The sequence below is a fragment of the Paenibacillus sepulcri genome, from assembly GCF_042647105.1.
GTDB classification, from domain to species: Bacteria; Bacillota; Bacilli; order Paenibacillales; family Paenibacillaceae; genus Paenibacillus_Z; species Paenibacillus_Z sepulcri.
On sequence record NZ_JBHRUP010000001.1, the window covers coordinates 3,390,994 to 3,406,318 of the forward strand.

General features: G+C 53.5%; 13 protein-coding genes. 2 read left to right on the top strand and 11 right to left on the bottom strand.

Features of this window, described 5'->3' with window-relative positions; translation table 11 throughout:
• The first annotated feature begins 10 nt into the window (after positions 1–10).
• The gene (locus ACFOLF_RS14975; protein WP_210042861.1) at positions 11–1,549 is read left to right on the top strand and encodes a sulfatase family protein; all 1,539 of its coding nucleotides are present in this window, start codon (positions 11–13) and stop codon (positions 1,547–1,549) included.
• Positions 1,550–1,775: 226 nt separating this feature from the next.
• On the opposite strand, the gene ACFOLF_RS14980 is transcribed toward ACFOLF_RS14975, so the two are convergent.
• From ACFOLF_RS14980 to ACFOLF_RS15025, 10 genes are all read right to left on the bottom strand, one after another.
• Positions 1,776–3,527 (bottom strand): methyl-accepting chemotaxis protein, encoded by a 1,752-nt coding sequence (locus ACFOLF_RS14980; RefSeq protein WP_210042869.1) that lies wholly within the window; start codon positions 3,525–3,527, stop codon positions 1,776–1,778.
• 215 nt (positions 3,528–3,742) lie between these two features.
• Positions 3,743–4,453: an HAD family hydrolase gene (locus ACFOLF_RS14985; RefSeq protein ID WP_210042871.1), complete on the bottom strand. Its 711-nt coding sequence runs from the start codon at positions 4,451–4,453 to the stop codon at positions 3,743–3,745.
• 118 nt (positions 4,454–4,571) lie between these two features.
• The gene (locus ACFOLF_RS14990; RefSeq protein ID WP_210042881.1) at positions 4,572–5,948 is read right to left on the bottom strand and encodes an ABC transporter substrate-binding protein; all 1,377 of its coding nucleotides are present in this window, start codon (positions 5,946–5,948) and stop codon (positions 4,572–4,574) included.
• A gap of 18 nt (positions 5,949–5,966) precedes the next feature.
• On the bottom strand, positions 5,967–7,373 hold the full coding sequence (locus ACFOLF_RS14995; protein ID WP_210042883.1) for an ABC transporter permease: 1,407 nt from the start codon (positions 7,371–7,373) through the stop codon (positions 5,967–5,969).
• A 58-nt stretch (positions 7,374–7,431) separates the two neighbouring features.
• On the bottom strand, positions 7,432–8,592 hold the full coding sequence (locus tag ACFOLF_RS15000) for an efflux RND transporter periplasmic adaptor subunit (protein ID WP_210042885.1): 1,161 nt from the start codon (positions 8,590–8,592) through the stop codon (positions 7,432–7,434).
• A gap of 114 nt (positions 8,593–8,706) precedes the next feature.
• Positions 8,707–9,672, bottom strand: a complete 966-nt coding sequence (locus ACFOLF_RS15005) for a carbohydrate ABC transporter permease (RefSeq protein WP_379114177.1) — start codon at positions 9,670–9,672, stop codon at positions 8,707–8,709.
• A gap of 13 nt (positions 9,673–9,685) precedes the next feature.
• Positions 9,686–10,561 (bottom strand): carbohydrate ABC transporter permease, encoded by an 876-nt coding sequence (locus ACFOLF_RS15010; RefSeq protein ID WP_210042887.1) that lies wholly within the window; start codon positions 10,559–10,561, stop codon positions 9,686–9,688.
• Positions 10,562–10,677: 116 nt separating this feature from the next.
• Positions 10,678–12,003, bottom strand: a complete 1,326-nt coding sequence (locus ACFOLF_RS15015) for a sensor histidine kinase (RefSeq protein ID WP_210042890.1) — start codon at positions 12,001–12,003, stop codon at positions 10,678–10,680.
• A 20-nt stretch (positions 12,004–12,023) separates the two neighbouring features.
• The gene (locus tag ACFOLF_RS15020) at positions 12,024–12,695 is read right to left on the bottom strand and encodes a response regulator transcription factor (RefSeq protein ID WP_210042892.1); all 672 of its coding nucleotides are present in this window, start codon (positions 12,693–12,695) and stop codon (positions 12,024–12,026) included.
• Positions 12,696–12,919: 224 nt separating this feature from the next.
• Complete coding sequence (locus tag ACFOLF_RS15025; protein WP_210042894.1) at positions 12,920–13,564, bottom strand: SOS response-associated peptidase; 645 nt, start codon at positions 13,562–13,564, stop codon at positions 12,920–12,922.
• A 191-nt stretch (positions 13,565–13,755) separates the two neighbouring features.
• On the opposite strand from ACFOLF_RS15025, the gene ACFOLF_RS15030 reads away from it, so the two are divergent.
• Entirely contained in the window at positions 13,756–14,892 is a 1,137-nt protein-coding gene (locus tag ACFOLF_RS15030) for a transglutaminase domain-containing protein (protein WP_210042896.1), read from the top strand.
• Between the two features lie 26 nt (positions 14,893–14,918).
• Here the strand turns inward: ACFOLF_RS15030 and ACFOLF_RS15035 are convergent, their stop codons facing one another.
• Positions 14,919–15,257, bottom strand: coding sequence for a YrdB family protein (locus tag ACFOLF_RS15035; RefSeq protein ID WP_210042898.1), 339 nt, complete (start codon positions 15,255–15,257; stop codon positions 14,919–14,921).
• Positions 15,258–15,325: the final 68 nt, after the last annotated feature.

The window sequence follows — 15,325 nt, forward strand, 5'->3', positions numbered from 1 at the left end:
GGACGAGTACTTGAAAAACAAACCGAACATCCTGCTGATTACAAGCGATCAGCAGCATTGGAACACGCTCGGAGCCTTTAACCATGAAATTTCCACTCCCAATCTGGATCGGCTGATCAGAGAGGGCACTACCTTCAAGAACGCCTATTGCCCCAACCCGACCTGCACCCCGAGCCGCGCCTCCATCCTGACCGGCAAATACCCGAGCCAGCATGGAGCATGGACTTTGGGAACGAAGCTCCCGGAGGATCAGGATACGATCACGAATAACCTGGGCAAGGCAGGATATAAAACAGGGCTGATCGGCAAGGCTCATTTTCAGCCGCTCGTTTCCACCGAGGACTATCCGTCCGTGGAATCATACCCGCTCATGCATAATCAGGAATTCTGGAAGCAATTCAACGGCCCCTTCTACGGCTTCGACCATGTGGAGCTGACGCGGAATCATACCAACGAGGCCCATGCAGGGCAGCATTACGCCCTCTGGCTGGAGCAGCAGGGCTGCGCCAACTGGCGGGACTATTTCCTGCCCCCAACCGGAACGATGGATTCCTCCATTACCTACAAATGGCCGATTCCGGAGGAGTACCACTACAATACTTGGATTGCGGAGCGCACGATTGCCAGGCTGGAGCAGCATGCCGGAAGCGACGAGAGCTTCTTCCTCTGGTCCAGCTTCTTCGATCCCCATCCGGAATACCTTGTTCCGGAGCCGTGGGATACTCTGTATGACCCTGACAAGCTGACGATCCCGTCTATTTATCCCGGCGAGCATGACCGCAACCCTCCTCATTTTGCCAAAACCCAGGAGGAAGCGCCCGACTTCTCGGACCTTCGCGAAACCGGCTTCGGCATTCACGGCTATCGCTCCCATCTTCATTATGGATACGGGACGGATTTTCCATTAACGGATGCGCATCGCAAAAAGCTGGTGGCTGTCTATTACGGGATGATCAGCATGATGGACAAATACATCGGGCGCATTCTGGATAAACTGGATGAGCTTGGGCTCACCGACAATACGATTGTTGTCTTCACCACGGACCATGGACATTTCTTCGGCCAGCACGGCCTGCAGTTCAAGGGCGGATTTCATTATGAGGATCTGATCAAGCTTCCGTTCATCGTCCGATATCCCGGCCATGTACCTGCAGGGCAAACCTCCCAAGCCATACAGTCGCTGGTCGACCTCGCCCCTACTTTCCTGTCCTTCAGCGGACTTGCGGTTCCTCTCCCCATGACAGGAGTCGATCAGCGGGAGGTGTGGCTCGGCCAGCAGGCAAAAGCGAGAGACCATGCTATCGTGGAGTTCCGGCATGAACCTACCACCATTCATCAGAAAACCTATATCAATGAGCGCTACAAAATAACCGTTTATTACAATCAGACTTACGGCGAGCTGTTTGACCTGAAGGAGGATCCCGGAGAAATTCATAATCTGTGGAATGAACCGGAGCATGAAGCCTTGAAGCAGCAGCTGCTGCTCCAATATATATGGGCCGAGCTTGGCAAGGAGCCGCTGGCCATGCAGAGGATCGCCCATGCCTAGAAGACCTGCGATAAGCCGGCGGAGCAGGCGAATATATTCTGCAATAAGCATCCGCCTTTTGTATCCGCGCGCGGCATCAAGCCGGCATCTAAGGTGTATTTGATATTTGATAGCAGCCGCTAAACGACGTATTGGCCTGATTCAAAAAAATTCCCGTATCCAGGATGGCGGTCATCCGCTGAAGCAGCGGAAAGCTTGCCATCCGGTACGGGAATTTTGCTTGTCATTACAGCTTAAAGCGGTGGGCCAGCTCCTGCATTTCCTTGGACATGCCGCTTAGTGATTCAGCGGAAGCGCCAATCTCCTCCATTGCGGCCAACTGCTTCTCCGTAGAATCGGAAATGCCGTGAGCGAGTGTATTGCTTTGCTCCGATATACGGTCTATTTCCTGCAGCGAGGCGGCAATTTCCTGCGAGCTCGCGGACATCTGCTCTGCGGCGGCCGAGCTCTCCTGCACCTGATCCACAACACTTTGCGTCGCATCCAGAATCCGCGTCAACGCTTCGCTGGTATGCTGGATCGACCTTGTTCCCTCCCGGACTTCCCGCTCGCCCTTCTCCATCGCAACGCCCGCTTGTCCGATATCGCCCTGGATCGTTTGAATCAACTCCGCGACCTGCTGCGCCGATTCCTTGGAACGCTCGGCCAGCTTCTTGACCTCACCCGCCACGACCGCAAAGCCCTTGCCCTGCTCACCAGCGCGCGCCGCCTCTATGGAAGCGTTCAGCGAGAGCAAATTCGTCTGCGTCGACAAGTCGGTGATAACCTCAACGATCTCGCCGATCTGGTGCGAGCGCTCACCGAGCCTGGTCACGATGACAGCCAGCTCATCGACCGTCATATTCACAGCTGCCATCTGCTCCGTGCTTTGCTCCAGAAGCAGATTGCCCTGCCGGGCCTCTTCCAGCGTCAAGGTCGAAGACTCGAATGCCGCGGCAGAGGTTGAGGCCACACGCTGAATGCCTGATGCCATCTCTTCCATCGCCATCGAGCTCTCCTTGATGCTTCGCGCCTGCATTTCGCTGCTTGTCGCGCTTCTTAGCACCGACTCGGCAATATGATCCGTCGCCTGTGTCGTCTGCTCAATCGCATCGCTTAATTCGCGGGAGGAAGCCGACAAAGAATCCGAGCCCTTCAGCAGCCCCGAAGCCAGCTGCCGCAGATTGGTATACATCGCCTCGAACGATGAAGCAAGCTCACCCAGCTCGTCTTTGTTGCCTACCTTCAGGTCTGCTGTCCGCAAATCTCCGGTTGAGAATACTCTGGCCTGTGCAGCGAGCTTTCGAACCGGCCGGGAGATATGGCGGGCAAACAGTGTCATGACAACAACGCCCGCTACCCAGCAGCACAGCAGCGTAATAATAATCGTATCGCGGATATGCTTTTGGCCGCTGTTATAATCCTGCATATAAGACCCTGCCGCAATAATCCAGCCCCATTCGGGACTTGCCTCGGCGTAGACGATTTTCTCCGCTTCCTTGGCAGAATTCGGGAGCGGCCACAAGAAGGTCGAGAATCCTCCGCCGCTCAGTCCCTTCTGGATCATATCTTTTATGTAAAAGAATCCGTCGCTCGTTTGCTTCTCGGCTATATTCTGGCCTTCCAGCAGGGGATGCGCCAATAAGTCCCCGTTCTCATTAAGCACGAAGAAATAACCGTTCTCCCCCATATCGATATTGGCGTTAATCGGCCGCGTATCGCCTTCCTTCGGCCCCAGCAGCAGCTGCTTCATGTTCTCCTCAGCTTCTTCCTGCGTCATGCCGCCTTGTTTCACCTGCTGTGACAAGGCCTCCGTCATTTCAATAGCCATGTGGACGCTATTGCTCAGGTTTTTTTTAATCAACAGATCCGCTTCCTTGAACGAAACCTGATAACTGATAATGCCCAGCACAAGAACAGGAGTCAGCAGGAGCAGCAGCGAAACCAGAATTAATTTGACCCGAATCGATAAATTCCTTTTTTTCTTTATCGGAATCATGATATTCTCCTCCTAATGGACGGTATATAGATCTCATGTCCTATATATTACTATTTATTTCGATTAATTTCGATATTTTTCGCTATAATTTGGTTAGAAACCATATTATTTTATACTGCCTTGGCGGGAATGCGGGAACAAGCTGCGGCTTCTCATGAAAAACGGCTTGAAAAGCGCAGGCTCAGCTGCATCTTTCAAACCGTTTTTTTAGAATATTAAATAATTAATTCACGGAGGTCGCCCACAATCCGGACAGGCTTATGAATGGCGTCCTCAGGATTACCGCCTCTCCGGTTGAGCCATATCGCGCGCCAGCCGGCAGCAGTTGAAGCTGTGACATCATTCACCCAGGCATCGCCGATGTACAGGCAGTTTGCCGGAGGCTGACCGATGATACGGCTGATATGATGAAATACCTCCGGGTCCGGCTTCGCGATTCCCAGTGCATCGGACACAAAGATCCGATCCTCCGGGATCATAAGATCCAGCCCTAATGCCCGGATTTTGCCCCATTGATGCCCGTAAGGCCCATTGGTCATAATGCCCGTATCGATTCCCTTCTGCTGCAGGGCTCCGATAAGTTCCGCCGCTCCGTTGGACAGGCTGATATGTTGCTGCCGGTGTTCATAGTCTCTCTGCAGCAGCGAAGCTTGCTCATTATCCAGTCCGAGCCCCAGCTCATCGAAGGCAAGGGTCAGCCGCTGAATTCTTACATCCTCAAGGCTGAGCTCCCCCGCCTTGTACTTGTCCCATAGGCGGTCGCTGTAATGACGTACCCTGCGAAATAAAGTTTCCGCTGCTGATTCCTCCATTTCCAATTGCGGCAGCGTATGATGCACCGCATCGCGAAAAGGCTGCATCTGATCATACAGCGTATCATCAAGATCAAAGAACACCGCCTTGATCCCCCGTAAAGCTGTTTCCATTGCCTGTTCTCCTTCTTCATGCACTGACTGAGTACATTATACAGGACAAGGCAAGCCCGGCACCAATGGTACGGCAGGCCTGCCGGCAAACAGCGGAAACGGGTAAGTGCTGCCTCACTTATTCATTCAAGTAGGTGGTGACCTTGCCTTGGATAGCGCCTGCGGTTTCCTCCGCACTCTTCTGTCCCTTGAAGAATGGACCGGTCTCGCCTGCAATCAGCTCGGCGATTTTGCTGTCTGTTTCCTGAACAGCATTAATACCGGTCATGTAGCTCTCCAGCTTGTCGATTTCCTCATCTGTCGGCGGTTCAATCACAATCGATTGTCCGTCCAGCGTCTTCTTGCTCGTGGCACCGGTGTTTTCCTGCTGCTTGAGCGCCTCCTGAAGGCCGTGGAATGCCTTCTTGCTTACGGGCATACCTCTCATGCCGCTCCTTGAGCTGTTGGATTGAATTTCATCAGACAGTATGAATTTCAAAAATTCCCACGCCGCCTCCTTGTTGGGCGACTTGTCATTAATCGAGAGGGTCAAATTAGAGCGGAAAGCATATCCGGGGGCTGCGCCCGGAGCTCTGTAAACCGCCCCCTCCGCACCCAGCATCACTTGAGGAATCGTGATGAGATCGCTCAAATACCGGAAGGGATAGGGCAAAAACAAATTCAAATTGGTCCCCGCATCCGGGGCGACCATACCATCATCAACCATCTGCTTCGCCTGCTTGAGCAAATGGATGAATGCCTCCCCATCGAATGAGGCCTTCCTGGCCTCTTGATCGACGAACTGTCCGATGCCGGGGTTCAGCATCGTTTGCAGCAGCGTATCTGCCGGCATCTGGCTGATGGCCGAACCCCCTGACGGAACGAGCGGCTTGACCCGGTCGATAAATTGCTGCCAGCTCCAATCCTTGTCGCCCACATCGCTCTGTCCGATGGCCGAGCTGTCGCCGATCCACAGGTTGGTGAACTGCACCGAGGTTGGAATCGTCACATATTTACCGTTATATTTCAAGGTATCGAACACATTGGCATAGTAATCGTCCAGCTTAAAATCGGGATCGCTGTTCATCATTACGCCGATATCGGCGAGCATATTCTTGTCTGCGTATTTCTTATAAGGCAAATAGTTCGTAACCAGCATATCCGGACCTTTGCCGCTGGCCAGCTCCGTCGTGACCGTCGATACGAATTTATCCATATCCCGCTGAATCTGCGCTGATGCGCCTGCGGCGGTTTTATCGCCCGGCATCGCGACATACTCTTTGAAATTTACCTCGATTCCCGGATGGGAAGCTTCGAATGCCGCTTTCAGCGAGTCAAAAAAAGGCTCATTCGACTGGACGGCGATCGTCAGAACAATGGGGTCCGCCGATACCGGTCCCGTTGTGTCCCCGGCGGGTATCGTCGGTTCATTATTCGCTGTACTGCATGCTGCTGTCAGAAGCGGGAGCAGCAGCACAACCAAACTCATGGCAAGTTTTCGCAAGGTTATAACCATTGGACTGGACATCCTGAATTACCACTCCTTCTTATTCGTTATAATTTGGTGATGCCCGGTAACACTTAGTAACCATCCCCATAAAATGATCGGATCGTGAGGGGATATTATGATATCAATATTCGCCTGCCTGGCTGCAGCGAGCATAACCAGGTGCGCTGCCAGAATGTAAAGGAAGATTCGAACGGCCATGCTGCCGCTGCCGAGTCCGGCAGATCTCCATAATTTGATTCCGATCCATGTAAAAGGCAAGCCTGCCAGCAGACCGGCTGCTGCAAGGCCGCTAACCAGTTCATTGACCCGCTGCCGCATCAGCGTCTGCCCATCGTGCGAGGCCGCTCCCGCCTGATTGGCAACAGCCAGAAACCGCTGGCCGACCAAATCCCGAAAGAACGATAAATCGATCCAGCGGTCGGGAATCATTTCAGCCGGCAGATAGAGGGGATAACGGATCAGCAGCCACATCATGCCGATACCTGCTGCCAGAGCTAAAACAATCAAGGTTCTTCCAAGCAGCCATAAACGGTTGCTCCGCAGCACATCCATCCAATCGTCCTTGGCCAATGACGCTTGAATTCGCCTGTAAGCCTGGCTCAGCTGGAGAATCAGGACCCTCGCGGCAGCAGCCATGGCTCCAACTCCTGCAGCAAACAGCAGGAGCTGTGTTTTTTGCGCAATCCACCGATGCTCCTGCACGTCACTGTCGATCACAAAGGAATCGGATCGGCTGCCTGCTGCTGCAAGAAGCTGTCTAATCCTGTCTTCGTCGGCGATCCAGGACCCGCTGTCAGCAGCAATGCGCATCTCTTGTATGGAAAGCCCCGGGTAAAGGTCAAGCAGGGTGGTAACCGGTACGATTATGTCCGGTCTGCTGTCATTCGTCATACTGCGCAGCAGTGAAGAGGACTCCTCAAACACACCGACGATATGGAATGCAGTACCGCCGATCTCAACGCTTTTCCCTGTTACATCGGTAGAGCGGAAGAGCATCTCCGCCATTTCCGTACCAAGCACCGCCACTCTGCTGTGCCCCGTTAGGGCTGTTTCCGTAACCGGACTGCCGGATCTGATCCATCTCTGCGTGAACAGGCCGTCATCCTCGCTGACGCCAATCACATCTCCGGTCACCGACACTTGCCCATAGGCAATCGTATCGGATCTGCTTGCCGACCAGGATGAAGGCAAAGGCGCCCAGGCAGCGGCGATGCGCTCCATTTGCCGAAGCGTCCATCCGGCGGAGCCCGTTGGATCGGCAGAAGCCGCTGAAGCGGATTCGGGATTAACCCGAACAGTTAACCTGTCAAGCTTCTGTGTTCCGTTTGCCTCTTCCCAGCTGCGGATTATGGCAGTGGATAATCCCGCACCTGACATCAGGAGCAGCACTCCTGCAAAAACAATCCAAGAAGCCAAGCGTGTACGGCGCATCGCGTGGGCCTCCTTTCCATAGTCATCCCGCATAGCCCTTCGCTCTGCGGTCCGCGGGCTACTCCGCAGCAAGCACCCTGTCGCCGTCTGCCACTGGCTTACTGCTCGATACGACTACTTGGTCCCGGGGAGTGATTCCTTTGACCACGATTGTCTTTGTTTCATCCTGATCTCCGGTTTCCACAGCTGCCTGCTGCAGGAAGTATTCGCTGCCAAGCGGACCGTTTCGTTCCTTCAGCAGCAGCACAAATTCTCCGTCGGCATCCTCGCGAATAGCACCGCTGGGCAGAAGCATGGCGGACGGCTGCATCTTCTTCACAAGCGTCCATTCTCCGGTTTCTCCACCCTTCAGCCGCTCGTCCTTCAATGTGAGGACAACTTCCTTCCTGCCGCTCGCGGGCTCTGCGGCAGATCCGGCCGTTCCGTCCCCGGAAACGGGGGGAGCACGGACAATCGCTACCTCTGCGGGAATACGCGCATTATCGAGCGATTCAAAGACAGCCTCCGCCTGATCGCCGACACTGATCCGGTCGGCTTGACTTGAATCGAGCAGAAGCGTAATGCGCTGGCCAGCGGCGGGATCGGCCAGCCGGACCGCCGCCATCCCTGCCTGAACTGCAGCGCCTCTGTCCGCATTCAGCTCAATGACAATTCCATCTATAGGAGCCTTGATGACGGAAGACTGCTGAAGGGAGTCCTCCTGGCGGGATATCTGCCTCTCCATCATCTCCAAATCAAGCTGCATGCTCTTGATGTCCAGCGAAATCGTTCGGATAAGCTGTCCATCCGAGCTTCTTTGGGCTTCGATATACTGCTCCTGAAGCTTCTCAAGCGCGATCTGCCGCTGCTCATACCGCGTCCGGTCGTCCTCCAGCGCCTCCCTGGCCGACTTGGTATCGAATGTGACAAGCGTCTGCCCGTTTTTGACCTGGTCGCCGGTCTGGACATAGACCTTACTGACCGGCCAGACCGAACTCGTATACAGATCATGAGTCTGCGCCGCTTCCACAGCTCCAGAGCCGGAAATCACATATTGAAGCGCACCTGGCGCCGCTTGCTGCAGCGTAACCTGCGGAACCGAGTAATTCAGCAGCGTGTTTGAGAACAGTGTAAGCAATGCAATGCCAACGATGAACAAGAAGATTACCTTGCGCAGGTATCGTTTGCCAGACCGTCCGGGCGATGCCGGGAGTGGACCGGCTGTTTCCGGCAGCTGCATATTGAACCTCCTTCGATTTTGCACGGGGCAAAATCATTACTCGTAAGCTTAACCCCCGCTTTGCCCGGCAAAACGTTGCAAGCATAGGTTTGAAAAACAACCCGGCGACAGAGGTTACCCTTTAATGCCGGACAGCTGGATGCCCTCCACCAGCTCCTTCTCCGCGTACAAGGCCAACAGGAGCATCGGCAGCATGTAAATAGTAGAAGCGGCGAATGCGATACCGCGTTCTTCCGCTCCAATGACGGACAGATAAACGGACAAGGGCTGCTTGATGGCATCCTGCAAAAAAATAAGCGGCTGCTCCACCATGTTCCAGTTGTCGACAAACGCGAGAATCGCAAGCGCCGCCATCCCGGGTCTGCACATGGGCACGATCACCCGCCTGAAGATGATCCAGTGTCCAGCCCCATCCACTCTGGCGGCTTCGGCATACGCATGGGGGATCGAGCTCATATACTGCCTGAGCAGAAATACACCAAATGCGCTGAATATTCCAGGAAGCACGATAGACGAGTATGAATTCAGCAGGCCCAGTCGGTCGGCAACGATGTAATTGGGTACAAGCGTGACCTGAAAAGGCATCAGCATCATCACAATGTACAGGAAGAACAGCGGTTCCCGGCCGCGGAAGCGGAAACGGGAGAACGCATACCCTGCAAGCGAGGCTATGGCGATTTGTCCGGCAATAATCGGCACGACGATTCTCAGCGAATTCCAGAACATAAACAGAAATTGCGGCTTCTCAATCAGAACGGTATAGTATTGCGACAATGTGATCCGGTCGGGTATGAACTGCATGCCCACAAATCTGTCTCCGCCCGAAGAGGAGTCATCCAGGACCGCTGCGCCGCCGGATATCGCGGAATAATGCGCGGAGATTTCATTTTCGGTCATCAGCGAATTCGTAAAGGTCAACAGCAGCGGAATCATGAATGCCACAACCACCGACGCCAGGAGAATCGTGCGCAGCATGGCCCCCCATCCGCCGGCCCATACCGCAATCCGACGCTTCCAGCGCTTTTGCCCCGCAATGATGATGATCCTATGACCAGCTGGGTCCGCCTCCAATTTCCCCACGTTCGCACCTCCTCTAACCGATCGATTTGCCAATGCGGCGTTCCGCCAGAAACAGCAGCAGCACGAGAAGCACAATGATTACTGCCATTAAGAACGCGGCGGAGGTTAGCTTCTGATAATCCAGTGATTTGAACATATTGTTCATGAAATGCTGCAGCATGTAAATGCTCTCATTCGGGTAATCTCCAGCGATCAGATACGTTTCCCGGAATACCTTGAACGAGTTGATGATCGACATGATGAAGACAAGGAACGTCGTCGGCGTCAGATACACAAGTGTAATGGATCTCCATTTTTTCCAGCTCCCCGCACCATCCATGGACGCCGCTTCATAGTAATCGACGGGAATGTTCTGAAGCCCCGCCAGAAACAGCACCATGTTGTAGCCGATGTTCTTCCATAAATAGACGACGATCACAACGGCCATCGCCGAGCCGCTTTCCATCCAATCGCGGGGTTCCAGCCCGTATCCGGCAAGGATGCCATTGAGGGAGCCGTTCAGATCGAACAGCATCTGCCAGACATACACAACCGAAGCGACAGGAACGACGAGCGGTATCAGAAATCCGATCCGCAGCCAGTTCCGGGCATATAACTTGCGGTTCAGGAGCATGGCAAGGCCCAGCGACAACAGCATATTAAGCGGAACGCTGATGCCTGTGAAGAGGAGCGTATTCCGGGCCGCCTGCCGGAAGACGGGATTAGCCAGCAGGTCAAGATAGTTCTGTATGCCGACGAAAGAACCGTCAATAGGACTGTCAAACAGCGAATAACGGAAGCCAACCATAAAGGGGAAGAGATAAAAGACCGAGAAGCCGATCAGACTGGGTGCCAGAAACAAATTGACCGCGACAAATTCCTTTATCCCCCGGCTCCGGCGCTGTGCCATAAGCAATCACCCCCTTTCCTGCTGCGACTACCCACAGCTTATCCGCCGTTTATGAAACAACCATGAAAAAACGGGGCCGCACGTGAAACTCACGCACAACCCCGCTGTTTGTTTGCTTATCCGGGCAAAATAACGGTGAACCGGCTGCCCTTGCCGTATTCACTTTCCGCCGTGATTCTTCCCCCGTGCGCTTTGGCAATCCATGCCGCAATCGACAAGCCGAGTCCCATTCCACCTGTACTGCGGGATCGTACCTTATCCGCCCGGTAGAAGCGCTCGAATATAAGCGGAAGCTCATCCGCGGGAATGCCGGTCCCGGTATCCGACACGGTCAGCTTCCAGCCCTCGCTGCCGCCCGCCTCCAGCCGGATCATGACTGTTCCCTCCTGCCTGTTGTATTTCAGCGCATTGTCCAGCAAAATGATCACAAGCTGCTTGACCCGAGCCTTGTCTCCATGAAAGCTGCTTGAAGCACCCGCTGCAAGCTTATCTTCAAAATACAGCCGTACCCCTGCGCCAAGCGCAAGCGGGCGCATCATTTCTACCGCTTCCGCCACAATCGCTCTTAGCTCGAACGGCTCGAGCAGCAGCTGCGGATATTCGGAATCGCTGCGGGACAATGTCAGCAGTCCCTCAACCAACTGAGTCATTCTGCTGATTTCCTCCTCCATCTTCTGCAGCACATCCTGTTGAAAAGGCGGCAATCTGTCCCTGTATTCCCCGATTACCTCCACAGACGAATGAAGGACGGCAAGCGGCGTCCGCAGCTCGTGGGAAGCGTCCGCCGAAAATTCCTGCTGCCGCTTATATGCCTGCCGGATCGGAATCATCGCCCGTCCTGCGAATACATAGCCGATTCCCGAAGCGATGACAAGCAGCCCCGCACCCAGAATGATCATAATCATCCGCATTTGATTGAGCACATATTGATTGCTCGTGACTTCCTTGCCCGTGAACAAATAGCCGTAATCCACCGTGCTCTTATCCAGCGGTACAAGCATCGTGGTGAAATCCCTGCCTTCCGGCGTATGATGATCCGTGAGCGCATTCAAACCGCCACTGGAAATATCTGTTTTGGACCATGCGAGAATGTCTTCCGTCGGTATGCTTCCATTCGTGCTCTGCTTATAAGAAGAAGTCAGAAGCTGTCCGCTGGAATCGACCATGATGCAGAATTCATCCAGCTCAAGAAAGCCCCAGTTGAATGCCACCGTCTTGGGATAAGTCAGTTGCAGCAGCTCCGGGATACTGAGACCCGTCTTGAGCGATACCCCTTCGAGCTGACCCGATACTTGTGTAAAAACCTGCTTCAGCTGCGTGGACACATTGTTCTTCAAGGTGTGGCTGAGCAGCAGGTAATAAGCCAGCGCTACAATGATGAGAATGATAGCGATAATGCCCCCGTAGCTGAGCGCCAGCATACTGCGTGTTTTCTGGAACATGGCAGCCCCCTGGTTAACATTTATTTGATCAGCCGAAAACCGAAGCCGCGGATGCTTTGAATTAATTTGGATTCATAGGGTCCGTCGATTTTTTTGCGCAACAGCTTGACGGTCGCGTCAACGGCGTTGGGCGTTATATCTGCGGACAAGCCCCACACTTGATCCATGATTTGCTGCCGGCTCAGCACCTGTCCGGCGTTCATCACCAAATAAGCGAGCAGCTGAAACTCCCGTCTGGTTAATGTAACCGGGATATCCTGACGGAGCACCTCGAAAGTCTGCATATTGACAACCAGGTCGCTGATCCGGTAAATTCCGCTGGTCCAATCCGTTTCTATTCGCCTCGCGAGCACCTGAATGCGTGCGAGCAGCTCTTCGAATGCGAAGGGCTTGACCAAATAATCATCAGCCCCGGACAGCAAGCCGCTTACCCGGTCCGGTACGGCGTCCCGTGCCGTTAGCATAAGAATCGGCGTATGCAAATTCCGGCTCCGCGCTTCCTGGCAGAGCTCCAGACCGGTTTTTCCCGGCAGCATCCAGTCCAGGATGAACAGATCATAGCGGGCGGCCTCCATATAGTCGAGAGCCATACCTCCATCCGTAACCCAATCAACCGAGTGAAGCTGCTTGGCAAGCTTGTACTCCACCAGAGGCCCAAGCCTGATATCGTCTTCAACCAGTAATATTCTCAAACGCTGCACTCCTCCCTTACGTCAGTCCATTCCATGCCTGGCTCCAGTATAATAGCCTGGCCCATAATAGGGACACAGACGCAATAACAAGATGGTCATGCCGGCCCAGGTCAGGCTCTTCTTGCACTCAGCTTACAGGAGAATACTGAAATTTATATGAAAAAAAGGCCCTCCCCTTCTACAAAATGCAGAAGACAGAGAGCCTGATCTATGGCGGCAATACGCTATATAACCTCGGGACGCGGAGAATCAAATTCGACTTTGTCGCTGCCCGTGGCAGAAAGCGGAATGCTGAGCATGCGCATGACGTCCATGGAGCGGAGCATAGGATGCAGCGGCGAGAGCTCTACCCCATCCTTTTTCAGCCATTTATCCATATCCTCCTGCTCCAGAATTGCGGGCATAAGCTCCTGATATGGAGAAACAAGGGCGTTGGCACGGGTCATGAGCAGGGTGCAGGTGCGCATCTCCCCACCGGAGGCTGAGCGGAATACATCATACAGACCAGCGATCCCGAATGTCCCGCTGCGCATCGATATTTTGACTCTTTCCGTCTCCTTGCCAACCGTTCTGCTCAGGTAGAAGCCATTGCATGGAATGACGCAGCGCTGTTTCTTCACAACACGGTCGAATATCGGCTTCCACAGCATGGTCCTGCTGTCCATCCATAACGAATCCTTGGCCCAGAAAGGCATCAGCCCCCAGCGGCACTCATCCATGACCCGGTTTTCCTTGTGCTCGAATATGGCGGAAAGCGATTCTGTCGGTCTGATTTCACGGCGGTTTGCCGTATGGTAAATCACCTGATCGATTTGAAAGCGATCCGTCAGTTCAGAAGCGTCAGCCATAATGGAAATAGATTGGCACATGCAAAATCACCTACCTCTTCATGTTTTGACTAGTATTTGCCTATATCCCCCATTCCATGTACGAAAACATGAAAATTTGCTGTATCGCACAAAAGAATTCTTCATGTTTCAAAAGTTCGGTCGATATAATAAAGGACAACTATTGAAGGCATGCAAAGGTTTGAAGCAGTTATTGGCGGGGGTGGGCAGTGATGAATTCTCCATACGGCAAGCGAGGATCAACGTTCATTTTACTACTCGGTTTGGGGCTGATGATGTTTTTATGGCGGGGTGATGCGGCCAGCGCCGCCGGCGATTCTGCGGCCACTATCCAAGACTATGAGAAGAAGCTGGGAGCCGCGATGCTCCGGAAACCTGCCGCATACAGCATCGTTTATACGGGCGGCACCTTGACAATGGATCAGCTGGAGAGCATCCTCCAACGGATTCACAATGCGAACGATTATCTTCACTACAGCACCAGGCAATACCGGTACGCCGCCTCAACCGACGGCCGCAAGACAACCGTAGGCTATACGTTTGAATATTGGGAAACCCAGGCCCAGTCCAATCAGGTGAGCTTGAAGGTCAAGGAGGTTCTGGGCAAAATCATTACCCGGAATATGAATGATTTTCAGAAGGAAAAAGCGATCCACGACTGGATCGAATCCAATCTGTCCTATGATACGACACTCAGGCAGTACTCCGCGTACGCCGGTCTGTTTGGCAATAAGAAGACAGTCTGCCAGGGCTATGCGCTGCTCGCGTTCAAGATGCTGTCGCAGGCGGGCATTGAGAATAAAATTATCGAAGGGAATGCGGGGGGTCAACTGCATACGTGGAATCTGGTCAAGCTGGACGGGAAATGGTACCATCTGGACACCACATGGAATGACCCGGTTCCGGATAAGCCCGGACGAATTATGTATGATTATTACAACCTGACGGATGCTCAAATGAAAGCCTCGCACACCTGGAACAAATCCGCCTCCTATCCGGCTGCCGTTACTTTGTTCGAAACCACACTCGAAGCGAAAAGGAAATCGGATGCCGGCAATGCGGCTTTCTATCAAAATCTGAAAAAAACGCTGGGCCTGCATTATATGGAAGCCGCCCATACAGCCGTTAATGCCGCCGATCTATCGGGCTTTATCGCGAATGCCATCAAAGCAAATCAGAACAGCTTCACTATTCGCTATCCGAACAAACGAACGCTCGCCGCCGACATCAAGAAGGCGTTCAACGGTACGAACAACATCTCCAGGTATAGTTATTCATACTCCGACTATACAAGAAGTCCTTCAAGCGCGGATGTTCTGGTTACCGTCACTCTGACCAGAAGGAAATAACCGGAAATGACAGGAGACTGATGGATTCACAGCTTCAACGCGAGCACCAGCGCCCAATCCACCCATGCGATTACCAGGAATACAGCGGCGGGCTGCTTTTGCCCTGCTGTATATAAGGCCGCTGCCGCCAGTGTGAATACGATAATCTGAAGCGCGGCGCGCAGCGGCGGAGTGACAGGAATGGATGCTTTGGGGGCGATGAACAATCCCCACAGGATGGCAACCGCCAGCGGAGCGCCGATCCCCGCAACGATTTTCACGAGTATCCCTTTGTCGATATGAAAGCCCCAATATCCGAATGCGGCCAGAGCACCCAGCTCTACCAGGAACGCCACAAGCAGCAGTACAGATTGAATAATGATCATAAGAGCAGCCTTCTTTCATTTGAGATGGACGTTTGTTGGCACAGGTTTAATAACCATTGGTAATAATA